The 13112-nt window shown below is 62.6% G+C and carries 12 protein-coding genes; 4 read left to right on the plus strand and 8 right to left on the minus strand.

Translation table 11 applies throughout. The features are described from left to right. Positions 1 to 79: 79 nt before the first annotated feature. Genes F6X24_RS14210 through uxuA form a run of 3 tightly spaced genes read right to left on the minus strand, consistent with a single transcriptional unit; the run spans position 80 to position 4333 of the window. Positions 80 to 916, minus strand: coding sequence for an SDR family NAD(P)-dependent oxidoreductase (locus F6X24_RS14210; protein ID WP_151088650.1), 837 nt, complete (start codon positions 914 to 916; stop codon positions 80 to 82). A gap of 32 nt (positions 917 to 948) precedes the next feature. Further along, the gene (locus F6X24_RS14215; RefSeq protein WP_151088651.1) at positions 949 to 3069 is read right to left on the minus strand and encodes an alpha-glucuronidase family glycosyl hydrolase; all 2121 of its coding nucleotides are present in this window, start codon (positions 3067 to 3069) and stop codon (positions 949 to 951) included. Between the two features lie 40 nt (positions 3070 to 3109). After that, positions 3110 to 4333, minus strand: a complete 1224-nt coding sequence (gene uxuA, locus F6X24_RS14220) for a mannonate dehydratase (RefSeq protein ID WP_151089624.1) — start codon at positions 4331 to 4333, stop codon at positions 3110 to 3112. A gap of 321 nt (positions 4334 to 4654) precedes the next feature. Here uxuA and F6X24_RS14225 point away from each other — a divergent pair, with 321 nt between their 5' ends. Continuing rightward, positions 4655 to 5833 carry a LacI family DNA-binding transcriptional regulator gene (locus tag F6X24_RS14225; protein WP_151088652.1) on the plus strand — a complete coding sequence of 393 codons (1179 nt, stop codon included), beginning with the start codon at positions 4655 to 4657 and terminating at the stop codon, positions 5831 to 5833. Between the two features lie 213 nt (positions 5834 to 6046). On the opposite strand, the gene F6X24_RS14230 is transcribed toward F6X24_RS14225, so the two are convergent. Then, on the minus strand, positions 6047 to 6988 hold the full coding sequence (locus F6X24_RS14230) for a polysaccharide deacetylase family protein (protein ID WP_394349933.1): 942 nt from the start codon (positions 6986 to 6988) through the stop codon (positions 6047 to 6049). A gap of 80 nt (positions 6989 to 7068) precedes the next feature. On the opposite strand from F6X24_RS14230, the gene dapA reads away from it, so the two are divergent. Further along, positions 7069 to 7932: a 4-hydroxy-tetrahydrodipicolinate synthase gene (gene dapA / locus F6X24_RS14235; protein WP_151088653.1), complete on the plus strand. Its 864-nt coding sequence runs from the start codon at positions 7069 to 7071 to the stop codon at positions 7930 to 7932. Between the two features lie 13 nt (positions 7933 to 7945). Then, the gene (locus F6X24_RS14240; RefSeq protein ID WP_151088654.1) at positions 7946 to 8500 is read left to right on the plus strand and encodes a 2OG-Fe(II) oxygenase; all 555 of its coding nucleotides are present in this window, start codon (positions 7946 to 7948) and stop codon (positions 8498 to 8500) included. 4 nt (positions 8501 to 8504) lie between these two features. Here the strand turns inward: F6X24_RS14240 and F6X24_RS14245 are convergent, their stop codons facing one another. From F6X24_RS14245 to F6X24_RS14255, 3 genes are all read right to left on the minus strand, one after another. Then, positions 8505 to 8804, minus strand: a complete 300-nt coding sequence (locus F6X24_RS14245) for a hypothetical protein (RefSeq protein ID WP_151088655.1) — start codon at positions 8802 to 8804, stop codon at positions 8505 to 8507. A gap of 14 nt (positions 8805 to 8818) precedes the next feature. Beyond that, complete coding sequence (locus F6X24_RS14250) at positions 8819 to 9562, minus strand: (Fe-S)-binding protein (RefSeq protein WP_151088656.1); 744 nt, start codon at positions 9560 to 9562, stop codon at positions 8819 to 8821. A 376-nt stretch (positions 9563 to 9938) separates the two neighbouring features. After that, positions 9939 to 10817 (minus strand): hydroxymethylglutaryl-CoA lyase, encoded by an 879-nt coding sequence (locus tag F6X24_RS14255; protein ID WP_151088657.1) that lies wholly within the window; start codon positions 10815 to 10817, stop codon positions 9939 to 9941. A gap of 138 nt (positions 10818 to 10955) precedes the next feature. On the opposite strand from F6X24_RS14255, the gene F6X24_RS14260 reads away from it, so the two are divergent. After that, complete coding sequence (locus F6X24_RS14260) at positions 10956 to 12302, plus strand: M23 family metallopeptidase (RefSeq protein ID WP_151088658.1); 1347 nt, start codon at positions 10956 to 10958, stop codon at positions 12300 to 12302. Between the two features lie 129 nt (positions 12303 to 12431). On the opposite strand, the gene F6X24_RS14265 is transcribed toward F6X24_RS14260, so the two are convergent. Beyond that, complete coding sequence (locus F6X24_RS14265; protein ID WP_151088659.1) at positions 12432 to 13034, minus strand: hypothetical protein; 603 nt, start codon at positions 13032 to 13034, stop codon at positions 12432 to 12434. Positions 13035 to 13112: the final 78 nt, after the last annotated feature.

The raw sequence follows: 13112 nt of genomic DNA on the forward strand, positions 1-13112 counted from the left end.
TCGTTGTCAGCGGCCAAGCGTTTTCTGCCTCAATGCTTTGCTTAGCAGGCACTAGCACCTAAAAAACCGGCGCTGACTGTTAGAATCCGATGGAATTGCCACCGTCCACGGGCAGCGACACGCCCGTGATGTAGCGCGCGCCCTCCGAGGCCAGAAACACGGCGGCGTGGCCGATATCGGCGGGGCGGCCAAACTCGCCCATCGGCGTGCGGCGCATGGCGCGGTCGCGGCGGTCGGGGTCCGAGTTCATGGCGGTGCGGCTCATCTCGGTTTCGATAAAGCCGGGCGCGATGGCATTCACGCGCACGTTGTGGCAGGAAAACTCGGAGGCCAGCACTTTCACCATGCCCTCCACCGCCGACTTGGACGCCGCGTAGGCCACCACGCGGTCGATACCGTAGTAGGCGGCCATCGACGAAATCATGAGAATGGTGCCGCTGCGCCGGGCTACCATGCGCCGGGCCGCCGCCCGCGTGAGCGAGAACACGGCGTTGAGGTTGGTCTGGATAATGCGGTCGAACTCCTCATCGGTGACCTCTAGCGCCGGCTTTTTCATGTTAATGCCCGCGTTGTTGACCAGAATATCGAGCGGGCCATACCCGGCCTCTACCTGCGCCACGAGGTCGTCGAGCGAACTCAGGTTACATATATCATTTACTATATATTCAGCCCCCTTTCCCAGCTCGGCGGCCGACTCCCGCAGCACCGCCTCGCGGCGGCCGGTAATGACGACAGTAGCCCCGGCCTGCACCATGCACCGGGCTATTTCGAGGCCGATGCCGCTGCCGCCGCCCGTGATGAGCGCCACCCGACCGGCCAGTGAAAACACGTTGGGCTGGGGCGCGGGCGTGGCAGTCGGGACCGGGCTGGCGGCCGAAGCCGGATGGCCGTTCGCAGATAGTATCGAAGTATTCATGAGCAGGATAATGACGAGCTGAATAGGCGGAATTATTTGAGCTGGTAGAGCTGAACGAGCTGCTTGATGTCGGCCAGTGAGCGGGTAGGCGGGGCCAACGGGGCCGGAATCGGCTGCCGGGCCAGGGTCTGGAAGTAGAGCACGCAGGCATCGCGCCACCACAGAGCTTCCCTGCGCTGGATTTGGAGGCGGGTCGCCACGTCGGCGTACAGCGCCGGGTCGAGGGCGGGCCGGGCGGCGGCCCACTGCTGCTGCATCCACCGCACGGAGTCGGCCCCGGTGTAGTAGCGGGTGCACAGCTCGTTCCAGAGCGTGCGGCCGGTGCTGAGCGGCTGCCGCCACGCCACATGGTGAAACCAGAGCAGGTAGTTGAGCGGGCAGGTGCGGGGGTTGCCCCACTGCTGCTGCACCTCGGGCTTGTAGAGCGCCAGGGCGTTGCTGCCGGTGGCCGTGCGGTCGAAGCCCAGGCCGCTGGAATCGGCCTTGTGGTAGTACACGGCCGTCCAGTCGGGGCGGCCGGCCTGGGCCAGCCACGGCTGCGGGCCGTAGTGCAGGCTCTCGCCCATAATGTGGTGCAGCCCCAGCGGCGTGGTGTAGCGCACGTAGATGCTGCGCGACTGCCCCAGCACGCGGGTAATGGTGCGCACGGCGGCCGGCTCGGTGGTCAGGGTCATGCGGGTCCACTCCTGGGCAATGGCCTGCGCGCTGAGCGTGTGGTCCCAGGCCAGGCGGCCGAAGGCGTACCAGTTGGCCTGCCCCACGGGGTGGCCGGTCCAGTTGCGGTCGGCCCCGATATTGGCCACGCCCGCAATGCCGCTGAGCGCGTGCTGGTCCAGGCTGCCATCCACTACCCTGGCCACCGTCGAGCCTTTGCCCTGGGCGTAGGTATCGGCTTCGAGGCATTCTTTGATGAGCGGGGCCAGGTACACCAGGTGGGTCGCAAAGCCTAAATATTCCTGAGTCAGCTGCACTTCGAGCAGCAGCGGCGTGCGCGGCATGGCCCCAAACAGCGGGTGAAACGGCTCGCGGGCCTGGAAGTCAATCGGCCCGTTTTTTACCTGCACCAGCACCTTGGGGTCAAACTTGCCGTCGAGGGGCTGAAACTCCTCGTAGGCTTCCTTAAACCGGTCGCCGTTGCTGTTGGCTTTATACACGAAGGCGCGCCACATCACCACGCCGTCGTGGCGGCCCAGGGCGTGGGCCAGCATGTTGGCCCCGTCGGCGTGGGTGCGGTGGTAGTCCTGCGGACCAGGCTCGCCCTCCGAGTTGGCTTTCACCAGGAAGCCGCCAAAGTCGGGGATAGCCTGGTAAATCTCGTCACTCTTGGCGGACCACCACTGCTGCACGGCGGGGTCGAGCGGGTCAGCCGTGGGCAGCCCCCCAATAACTTTGGGCGCGGCCCATAGCACCGAGAGGTACACCCGGATACCATAAGGCCGCATCACCCCGGCCAGGGCCGCCACTTTGGCCAGATAGTCGGCCGAGAGGTAGCGGGCGCTGGCATTCACATTGTTGAGCACTACCCCATTAATGCCAATCGACGCATTAGCGCGGGCGTAGTCGGTATAGCGCGGGTCGAGCCGCTCGGGCAGCTCATACCACTTCCAGATAGACGAGCCGGCGTAGCCGCGCTCCACGGTACCGTTGGGGTTATCCCAGTGGTTGAGCAGCCGAAAACCAATGCGCGGATTGCTGGCGATGCTAAGCCCGGCCAGTGGCTGGCGGGTCTGCACCTGCCGCAATAGCGCAAAAGCCCCATATAGCACGGCCGCGTCGGTACGCCCCGTAATAACCAGGTTATTTTTCTCCGAAAAAATACGGTAGCCTTCGGGCTTCAAGGACTGGCCGTTGGCGCGGGCCGCTTTATCGACGCGCAGCACAATGCCGCCCGTGCGGGTGCCCGGCGCCGCCAGTATGGGCACGGCCTGGCCCAGCAGGCTGCTTAGCCCGCGCTGCAATTCGGTGCTGGCGGCCCGCAACACCGGCGAAGCACCGGGGCTGGCAATAAACTGCGCGGCCCGCTGGTACTGCTGGCGCGTCGGCGCGTCGGCAATCCGGTCGTACTTCAGCCACAGCCGGTAGCCATCGTCGGCCCGGCTGGGAGCCACGGCCGAAACGAGCAGCAAAAGCAGGAACACGCTGCGGAGCAACATGGCGGGCGGGTGGGAAAAGAGGAGGAAAAGCAGGCAGTTTTTAGCGAGCCGCAGCAGCGGCCGGGGCAGCCTCTTCGGCCGCCGTCAACGTGCGGCGCAGGCCATATTCGAGGCCGCGCAGCTCGGCCAGGCCGCGCAGGCGGCCAATGGCCGAGTAGCCGGGATAGGTTTTCTTGGGGAGGTCGTCGAGCAGCTGGTGGCCATGGTCGGGCCGCATGGGCAGGGCGGTTTTTTCTTCGCCCGCCGCCTCGCGGCGCAGCTCTTCGCGCACCAGCGCCTGCACCACTGCGTACATATCCACGTCGCCGGCCAGGTGGTCGGCCTCGTGGAAATTGCGCGGGTTGGCCTCACGCCTGGTGCTGCGCAGGTGTACAAAGTGAATGCGCGAGCTGAAGCGCCCGGCCATGCCGGCCAGGTCGTTGTCGGGCCGCACGCCCAGCGAGCCCGTGCAGAACGTCAGCCCGTTGGCGTGCACCTCACAGGCCGCCAGCAGGCTGGCCAGGTCGGCCTCGGTGCTTACCACGCGGGGCAAGCCCAGCAGCGGAAAAGGCGGGTCATCGGGATGAATGCAGAGGCCAATACCCACTTCTTCGGCCACCGGCGCCACCTGCCGAATGAAATAGTGCAGGTTGGCCGTAAGGGCCGCCGCACCAATCGTCTGATACTCATCTAGCAAGCTTTGGAAGCCTTTCAGCTCAAAGGCCTCCTCTGAGCCCGGCAAGCCCAGCAGGGTGGTGTTGGTGAGCTGGGCCACGGCCTCGGCGCTCATGGCGGCAAACTGCCGGCGGGCGACCTCGGCCACGGCGGGCTCGTAGTCGGCCTCCGCGCCGGGGCGCTTCAAAATGCACAAGTCAAACACGGCAAAGTCCTGCCAGACGAAGCGTAGCGCCCGCGAGCCATCGGGCATTTCGTAGCGCAAATCGGTGCGCGACCAGTCGAGCACTGGCATGAAGTTGTAGCACACCGTGCGGAGGCCGCAGGCGGCCAGATTACGCAGCGACTGCTGATAGTTTGCTATATACTGTTCGCGGCTGGGCCGGCCTTTCTTAATGTCCTCATGCACCGGCAGGCTTTCTACTACGGCCCAATGCAGGGGCGAATGCGTAGCGTTGGCGGCCTCAATAAGCTGCTGCCGGGCCCGGATGTCGGCCACCGGCCACACGGCCCCTACCGGCAGCTGGTGCAGGGCCGTCACGACCCCGGCGCAGCCGGCCTGGCGGATATCGAAAAGCGAAACCGGGTCGTTCGGCCCGAACCAGCGCATAGTGTGCAGCACGACAGCTCTATAAGAAAAGTACAAATTCAAGCTTACCACAACAACCCGGAATACCTATCTCCGGCATCGTCGCAACCTGTAAGCCCCAGTGGAAACTGAGCCAAATGTAAAGGCAGCGTTACCATTTGCTAAAGCCTAAAAACCTCAATATCAGCGAAAATATTCATAAAAACTATCGGTAACGTTTCCGGAAACGTTACCGATAGGTGATATTTGCAAAATATTTTTTTACCTCACCACTTTCGGCTGGCTGGTTCGTAGCTTCAGGGCCACCTTCGCATTATCCACCTTCTCTCCCACCCTTGCCTCATGGTTAAATGTGTTAAGTGCAGCCTTGCCGACGACGTGATGAAAGCGGGCTTTGTGCGGGGTCGCCAGCGCTTTTTCTGTAAAGCCTGCGAGTACCATTTCACGGCTGAAAAGCCACCGGGCGGCCCTAACCGCAAGCGCCACCAGGCTACTATTGCCGACGTGGCCCGGCAGGTAGGCGTGGCACCCTCCACGGTGTCGCGGGCGCTCAACGGGCATTCCGATATCAGCCCGCTCACGCGCCAGGCCATTCTGGAGGCGGCCCAGCAGCTCGACTACCAGCCCAACCTCCTGGCCCAAAGCCTGAAAAACCAGGCTACCCATACCATCGGGGTGCTCATCCCCGACCTGGAGCGGCCATTTTTTGCTACGGCCGTGAGCGGTATTCAGCAGGTGGCAACCAAGGCCGGCTACCGGGTCATGATTTGCCAGTCGAAGGAGTCGTACGAGGCCGAAGTCAGCAACGTGCAGGCCCTGATAGCCAGCCGGGTCGATGGCCTGCTGATTTGTCACTCGCGCGAAACCGAGAACTTCGACCACGTAAAAGACCCGGCCCGGCGCGGTATTCCGGTGGTGCATTTCGACCGGGTGTGCAACGAAGTGAACAGCGCCAAAGTCATTCTCGACGACCGCCTCGGGGCCTTTACCATTACCGAGCACCTGATTGAGCAGGGCTGCCGCCGTATCGCCATTCTGGCCGGGCCGGCGTCGCTGCTCATCAGCCGGCAGCGGCAGGCGGGCTACCTGAGCGCACTCCGCAAACACGGCCTGCCCACCGCTGAGGAGCTATGCGCGCACATCGATTTTCGGCCCGCTTCGGCCGTAGCGGCCCTCGATACCTGGCTGGCGCTGCCCAAGCCGCCCGACGCCATCTTCGCCATCAACTACACCAACGCCTTCGATTTGCTGCTGGCACTTAAGCAGCGCGGCATCCGGGTGCCCGAGGATATGGCCATCGTGGGCTTCGGCGACGAGTTTCTGGCCAGCCTCATTGAGCCCGGCCTGACTACGGTCAATTTGCACCCCTTCCGCATCGGTCAGCAGGCGGCCAGCCTCTTCCTGGAGCAAATGGCGCAGAAAGAAGATTTCCAACCGCGTACCTGCGTGGTATCCAGCGAGCTGATTATCCGGCAGTCGTCACTGAAGGGCAAGGGTGAGAAACTGAAAGTGCTGGTGTGAGCGAATAATATAACCAAAACAGAACGTCATACTGAATGCAGTGAAGCAACTCTACTACCCCGTTAGCATTCCTAACCTACTGGCGTGGCAGAGCTGCTTCACTGCATTCAGGAGCTTCTAAAAAGCTGTTTGGGTTAGCGCTGATGGCGCGGGGCTCTGCCCCGTGCCATCGGTGATGACGTTCTGTTTGAATTCAGCTTCTAAGGCTAATTCTTAAAAGCTCTGCACCATATTGTTGTGCAGCGTCCGGGGCGACCAATACCCACTGGCAATAATGCGCCGGATGGTAAACAGCGGGTCCTGCTGGTCGCGCTTCTCGGCCAGCGAGAAGGCCGCCACGAAGCCGCGTTTCTTCAGCTCGGGGAAGGCCTGGGTGTTCCAGAGGCCGAAGGGATAGGCGAAGTACTTGATTTTCTTGCCCGTGATGTCTTCGAGCGTCTTGGTCGGCTTGTCGATTTGGGTTACCCAGTCCTGGCCCTGGTATTTTTTCACGTTGTGGTGGTCCCAGGTGTGCGAGCCGATTTGGTTGCCCTCATCCGAAAGCTGCTTCACCTGCGCCTTGCTCATGTAGTGCGGGCGGCCGAGGCTCACCGTCATCACGAAATACACGCCCTTGTAGCCGTACTGCGCCAGGGTGGGCCGGGCAATGGTAAACTGGTCGAGGTCGGTATCGTCGAAGGTCAGCATCACCGGCTTGCTGGGCAGCTTGGCGCCGGTGGTGAGGTAGGCATACAGCTGGTCGGGCTGAATGGTATGGTAGCCCGAGTCGGCCAGCATCTTAATCTGGGCCTTGAACTGCGCGATGGGAATAATGTAATCCTTCGCCCCTTTCGAGTCGCGCGGCGTCCAGTCGCGAATCTGGTGGTAGCACAAAATGGGAATCTGCGGGCGGGCGTAGATGGCCGCCGCGTCGCTGGCCTTGGCGGCCGGAATGGTGCTGGGGTCGGGCCCCGGCTTGGCATTGGCTTCCTCGGCGGCCACGGCGGCAGCGCCCGACGTGGGGGCGGCCTCGTCGATTTTGGCCGAGTCAGTTTTGCCGGCCGCTTCGGCCGTGGAGGGGGTTTTGGCCTCGCCGGTAGTGGCCGTTTTGGAGTCGCAGGCGGCTAAGCTCAGGGTAGCGGCCAGGGTGGCAGCCACAGGAAACAGGATTTTCAAGGAAACTAAAAAAATGCCGGGCAGCAAGCCACGGCGGGCGGAAGTCGTACTTTTGCACAAAGCAACAACTCCCACCGCGGATGAACAAACTACATGGCACCGGCGTGGCCCTGGTAACGCCTTTTACTGCTACCGGCGCAGTCGATTATGCCGCCTGGCTACGCCTGCTCGACTTTGCGATTACGGGCGGCGTAGACTACCTGGTTATCAACGGTACCACGGGCGAGTCGCCCACCGTTACGGCTTCCGAAAAGATTGAGCTGCTGGCCAGGGCCCGCCAGCACGTAGCCGGCCGCGTGCCGCTGGTGTACGGCATCGGTGGCAACGACACGGCGGCCGTGGAGGGGCAGCTGCGCAGCACCGACCTGACCGGCGTGGCCGCTATCCTCTCGGCCAGCCCGGCGTATAACAAGCCCAGCCAGGCCGGCCTGGTGGCGCACTACCAGCGCCTGGCCGATGCCTCGCCCCTGCCCCTGCTGCTCTACAACGTGCCCGGCCGCACGGCCTCCAACATTTCGGCCGATACGACGCTGAAGCTGGCACAGCACCCCAATATCATCGGCATCAAGGAAGCCAGCGGCAACGTAGAGCAGTGCCTGGCCATTCTGGCCGGCAAGCCCGCCGACTTTCTGTTTCTGAGTGGCGACGATATGCTCACGGTGCCGCTTATCGCCTGCGGCAGCCAGGGCATTATTTCGGTACTGGCCAATGCCTTCCCCCAAAAATTCAGCGACATGACCCGCGCCGCGCTGGCCGGCGACTACGCCCGCGCCAATGAGCTGCTGCACTATTTCGTGCCCCTCAACCCGCTCATGTACGAGGAGAGTAACCCCGTAGGCGTGAAGGCCGCCCTGGCCCTGCAAGGCGTGTGCGAAGCCGCCGTGCGCCTGCCGCTGGTGCCCGCCAGCGACGGGCTGACGGCCCGGATTAAAGCTCTGTTGTAAGCTATACTTGCCTGTGCGCCTTACCAAAGTAACCGATTCCATCTTTACGGTTGAAGATTTTCTCACCCGCGCCGAGTGCTTGCAGTACGTCGTGCGCAGTGAGGAAATCGGCTACGAACTGGCCAAAGTGAACACGGCCAGCGGCAGCAAAGTCAAAACCGATGTGCGCAACAACAGCCGAGCCTTTTATAAGAGCGAGGAGCTGGCGCAGGAGTTGTGGACGAAAATCCAGCCGTTCGTCCCGGCACAGCTGGGCAATAGCTCGGCCTGCGGCCTCAACGAGCTATTTCGCTTTTACCGCTACCAGCGCGGACACAAGTTTAAGGGCCATTTCGACGAGAGCTACATTCGCAACGACCACGAGGCCAGCTACTTCACCTTCATGGTGTACCTAAACGACAATTTTCAGGGCGGCGATACCACGTTCCGCGGGGTGCGCATCCAGCCCCGGCAGGGCATGGCGCTGCTTTTTCTGCACAGCCTCTACCACGAGGGCAGCGAGGTGACGCAGGGCGTCAAGTACGTGCTGCGCTCGGATGTGATGTATCGGCTAGCAGAGCCTGCTTAACCCGTTATTCCGCCCCAGTAATTTTTCGGTTTCCCCGAGCTTGACCATATATGGGATGATTTCCCATGATGCCATAGCCACTGGCTGGCTCGTAGAATCCTGCTTCCTGGCCCGCCACCCGGCCATCCCACTCAACATATTTGATTGCCGTCCCCAGTTTAAAATACTGGCGCACTGCTATTTCATCAAAATAGCAATCGAAGTATACCCAGTCGAGCCCCTGCTGATAAGGGTCGCCGCGATAGGTTTGAGTTATGCCTAATCGGCACAAGTGGCTTTCTAGCTTTTGCAGACCTTCGCTCATTATAATGCAAGTAATTACCACCCGCTGGCCAGCACGTCGGCAATGTGCATGGTCTTGATAGCCAGCTTCTCACGGCGGATGTACGCCTCCAGGTGCATGAGGCAGCTTACGTCGGTGCTCACGATGTAGTCGGCCCCGGTGGCCAGCGCGTGCTCGACTTTCTGCTGGGCCATGGCCACCGAAATAGCCTCAAACTTCACCGCGAAGGTGCCGCCGAAGCCGCAGCAGGTGGTAGTTTCGGCCATTTCGATGCGGCGCAGGCCAGCCACGCCGTCGAGCAGCCGGCGCGGGGCTTCCCGAATGCCACACTCGCGCAGCGCCGAGCAGGAGTCGTGATAGGTGTAGGTGCCAGCCAGGGCCGCGCCTGAAATATCGTGCATTTCTAATATTTCCGCCAGGAACTCGGTTAGCTCGTAGGTGCGCCGCTGTACTCCCTGACAGCGGGCCACGTCGGCGGTGTCGGCAAACAAGTGCGAGTAGGCGTTGCGCACCATGCCTACGCACGAGGCCGAGGGACTGACCACATAGCGCGGCTCGTTCGAATTTGGAGTGAAATCGGAGAGAAACTTCTCGGCAATATTGCGGCTCTCGGCCTTATAGCCGGCATTATAGGCAGGCTGGCCACAGCAGGTCTGGGCCGGGTTGTAGTGCACCTGGCAGCCGGCTTTTTCCAGCACCTTCACCATGTTGAGGGCGGTGTGCGGGTAAAGCTGGTCAACAAAGCAGGGGATGAAGATATCGACTTGGGGCGTGGGCATTGGCGGATAGAGTAACTGGCAAATTTTTTACGCAACTAAGTTGCAATAGGAGTAAAAAGTAGCTAAGTTGAATAATCTATCTCTACTTTCCACGGAGCATTATTCTTAAAGCCAGGCGAATAAGGGCGTTTTAGCACCTTCGGCCCAAACCGATATTGCAAGAAAAGTATCAATTGGTCACCGCTAAATTCAATTCGGTACTCAGTTTCGTCAGATTCTATCCGGTACTCCATTGTAGTCTCCAACTCTACTGCTATACACGCCAGCTCTATCCAGAGGGTAAGTTTCGTAGCCTGCGGATTGTAAAACTCTATGCCAATAATCGGCTTCTTGCTTTCTTCTACAGCCGTTTTGTCCAACCTTTTAGACATCCAATTCAACATAGATCAAAAGGCATATTAAAAACATATTTAGCTGCTAGTTGCGCATCTGAGAACTTATTCAAGTTCAACCCCAGCTCCTCCCCTTTCCCTGCCAAGAACGCCACCAGATTCTCGGTCGCCATATTCCCCGTGAGCACATCGGCGGCCATCGGGCAACCGCCGATGCCGCACAGGGCGCCGTCGAAGCGGCGGCAGCCGGCCTGGTAGGCCGCCTGCACTTTTTCGAGCCAGGTAGTGGGCGTGGTGTGCAGGTGGGCGCCGAATTCTATCTGCGGAAAAGCCGGAATCAGCTCGGCAAATAAGGGCGTAATCAAGTCCGGCGTGCTCGCCCCGATGGTATCGGACAGGGCCACGATGCGCACGCCCAGCACGGCCAACTGCTGCGTGAACTCGGCCACCACGGCCGGGCTGTACGGGTCGCCGTAGGGGTTGCCAAAGCCCATCGAGAGGTACACAATCAGCGTTTTGCCCCGGCGCTCGCAGAGCTCGTGCATGGCGGCCACGTCGGCCAGGGCCTCGGCGATGGTCTGGTTGGTATTGCGGCGCTGGAAGGTTTCGCTCACCGAGAGCGGGAAGCCTAGGTAGCTAATTTCGGGGTGACTGGCGGCCTGCTCGGCCCCGCGCCGATTGGCCACGATGGCCAGCAGCCTGGTTTTGGTGCGGCTGAGGTCGAGGCCGGCCAGCACCTCGGCCGTATCGCGCAGCTGCGGAATAGCCTTGGGCGACACGAACGAGCCAAAATCGAGCACGTCGAAGCCCACGGCCAGCAGCTGCTGGAGGTAAGCCGTTTTGGTGGCGGTGGGGATGAACTCGTGCAGGCCCTGCATGGCATCGCGCGGGCACTCGGTAAGAACGACAGGGTGGGTGAGCATAGTAAAGCGAAGGTAAAGCGCAGTAGCGTGGACTCTGCGAGTCCGCGCGTAGTAGCATCCGGGTGCTACCACGCGCGGACTCGCAGAGTCCACGCTACTGCGGCCGAACTTGCCCAGCTAGCCGGGCGTTTGCCCGGTATGCTTTTTTCGTTTTTTCCAGCCCCGGGCCGGCGGCAGCTTGGGGGCTTTTTGGGGCTGATGCTGGCCCTGCTGGCCTCGTGCAGCAAACCCCAGACCCTGGCCGCGCTTTTCCAGAAAACCACGCCGCACGACGACTATGCCCGCGCCCTCGACCGCGCCGGCCTGCACGAAGCCGCCCTGGGCCGGCAGTGGCAGCAGGCCGCCGCCCAGGCCCTGCGCGATTCGCTGGTAGTACCGCTGCCCATGCTCGAAACGGGCTATTTCCGCCCCGAGCAGCCCACGGCCGCCAGCTACCGCTACGCCGTGCGGGCCGGTGAGCTGGTGCACGTGCGCCTCACGCTGGCGCCCGGCCCGGTGCTGTCCCCGCGCCTCTTCGTTGATGCGTTTGCCCTGGCACCGGGCCACGCGCCCGAGCTGCTACAATGGGCCAGCGCCGATACTACCGTCGCCGGCTCCTTCGACTTCAGCTACCAGGCCACCGACGACGGCCAGCACCTGCTGCGCGTGCAGCCCGAGCTGCTGGCGGCCGGCCGCTACACGCTGCGCCTGTGGCGCGGGCCGGGTCTGGGGCTATTTCCGGTACGGGGGCGCACCGACCAGGCCATCGGCAGCTTCTGGGGCAGCGAGCGCGATGGCGGCACCCGCCGCCACGAGGGCGTCGATATTTTTGCCCCGCGCGGCACGCCGGCCGTGGCCGCTACCGATGGCACCATCATGCGCACCGGCGAAACCCCGCTGGGTGGCCGCGTGCTGTGGCTGGCCGATGCGGCGCACGGCCAGCACCTCTACTACGCCCACCTCGACCGGCAGCTGGTGCAGCCCGGCCAGCGCGTGCGGGCCGGCGACACGCTGGGCCTGGTGGGCAACACCGGCAATGCCCGCACCACGGCGCCACACCTGCACTTCGGCATCTACCGGGCGGGCGGGGCCATTGACCCCTGGCCCTTTCTGCACCGCGCCGACCCGGTGCCCGTTGCCCATACCGGCCCGGCGGGGTTCGGCCCCGACCGCCGGGGCGAGTGGGTGCGCCCGCGCCCGGCGCAAGCTACCCGGCTGCTGCCCGCCACGCTGCCCCTGCTAGTGCTGGGCCAGCGCGCCGAGTATCTGCGCGTAGAGCTGCCCACCGGCCAGCGCCGCTACGTGGCCGCCCATGCGGTGGCCCCGGCGCAGCCGCTCCGGCGGCTGTCACTGCCCATTGCCCACGAAATACAAACGGCACCGCAGGCCGGCGCCCCAGCCCTGGCCGCCTGGCCTTCGCACACGGCCGCCGCCGTGCTAGGCCAAAGCCACGGCTATGCGCTGCTGCGCAACGCGGCCGGTCAGCAGGGCTGGGCCCGCCTATAGGGTTACAGCCCGTTGGTTAATTAAAAGCGCGTCAGGCCTCCCACTGGTTGGCCTGACGCGCTTTTACAGGGGACTAGTTAACTTATCGATTAACTGATGTTACGCAGCGGCATCGCCCTGCGCAAAATATCAAAGATTAAGCAGCAGTGTTTTGTTGAACTGCTTTGAATAGGCCAGCCGGGTTTCGCCGGTGCCATTGGGATAATCGAAGCCGATGGCGTGGGGGTCGCTGCGGAGGCTGGTCCAGGCCTGGGTATCTACTTCGGCGGGCTGGGTAGCGGTGGCCGGCACGGCCGGCTGCACAAAGTGGCTGGCGGCAAAGAAATCGTTCATGCCACGCAGAATGCTGATTTCCTTGTCGCGCACCGAGGCCGACTGGTTGTCGCGCAGGGTACGGTCGCTGATGAGCGCGGTGGCGGGCAGCACTTCGTGGCGCAGGGTATCGCCCGCGCTGCTCAGCACAAACAAATGCAGGCGGCTGCTGAGAATGCGCGGCCCGCGCATTTGCAGCACGAAGGTATCGGGCGTTTTAGGGTTGGAGAAAGGATGCGTAGCCCGCACCGTATTGAGGACCGTAGCCCCGCCCACGCGCTCGCCGCGGCCGGTAGGCGGCGTAAACTCGGCGTGCGGGTCTTTAGACGACGTAGCGGTTTCGCGCTCGGTATTAACGCAGGAAGTGGCGGCGAGCAGAATAGCGGCAACAGCGCCGAGCTTGCAGAAAGAGGTAGTCATATAGCAGGGTAAGCAACCCGGCAGAAAAGCCGGTGGGTGCCAAGATAGCGCCCAGGGTGTTGCCGTGTACGCAAGGTG

The sequence above is a fragment of the Hymenobacter baengnokdamensis genome (assembly GCF_008728635.1).
GTDB lineage: Bacteria > Bacteroidota > Bacteroidia > Cytophagales > Hymenobacteraceae > Hymenobacter > Hymenobacter baengnokdamensis.

Coding starts and splice junctions, on each gene's coding strand:
- F6X24_RS14210 (WP_151088650.1), bottom strand. CDS start 916: ATGAATACTTCGATACTATCTGCGAACGGCCATCCGGCTTCGGCCGCC.
- F6X24_RS14215 (WP_151088651.1), bottom strand. CDS start 3,069: ATGTTGCTCCGCAGCGTGTTCCTGCTTTTGCTGCTCGTTTCGGCCGTG.
- uxuA (WP_151089624.1), bottom strand. CDS start 4,333: ATGCGCTGGTTCGGGCCGAACGACCCGGTTTCGCTTTTCGATATCCGC.
- F6X24_RS14225 (WP_151088652.1), top strand. CDS start 4,655: ATGGTTAAATGTGTTAAGTGCAGCCTTGCCGACGACGTGATGAAAGCG.
- dapA (WP_151088653.1), top strand. CDS start 7,069: ATGAACAAACTACATGGCACCGGCGTGGCCCTGGTAACGCCTTTTACT.
- F6X24_RS14245 (WP_151088655.1), bottom strand. CDS start 8,804: ATGAGCGAAGGTCTGCAAAAGCTAGAAAGCCACTTGTGCCGATTAGGC.
- F6X24_RS14250 (WP_151088656.1), bottom strand. CDS start 9,562: ATGCCCACGCCCCAAGTCGATATCTTCATCCCCTGCTTTGTTGACCAG.
- F6X24_RS14255 (WP_151088657.1), bottom strand. CDS start 10,817: ATGCTCACCCACCCTGTCGTTCTTACCGAGTGCCCGCGCGATGCCATG.
- F6X24_RS14260 (WP_151088658.1), top strand. CDS start 10,956: ATGCTTTTTTCGTTTTTTCCAGCCCCGGGCCGGCGGCAGCTTGGGGGC.
- F6X24_RS14265 (WP_151088659.1), bottom strand. CDS start 13,034: ATGACTACCTCTTTCTGCAAGCTCGGCGCTGTTGCCGCTATTCTGCTC.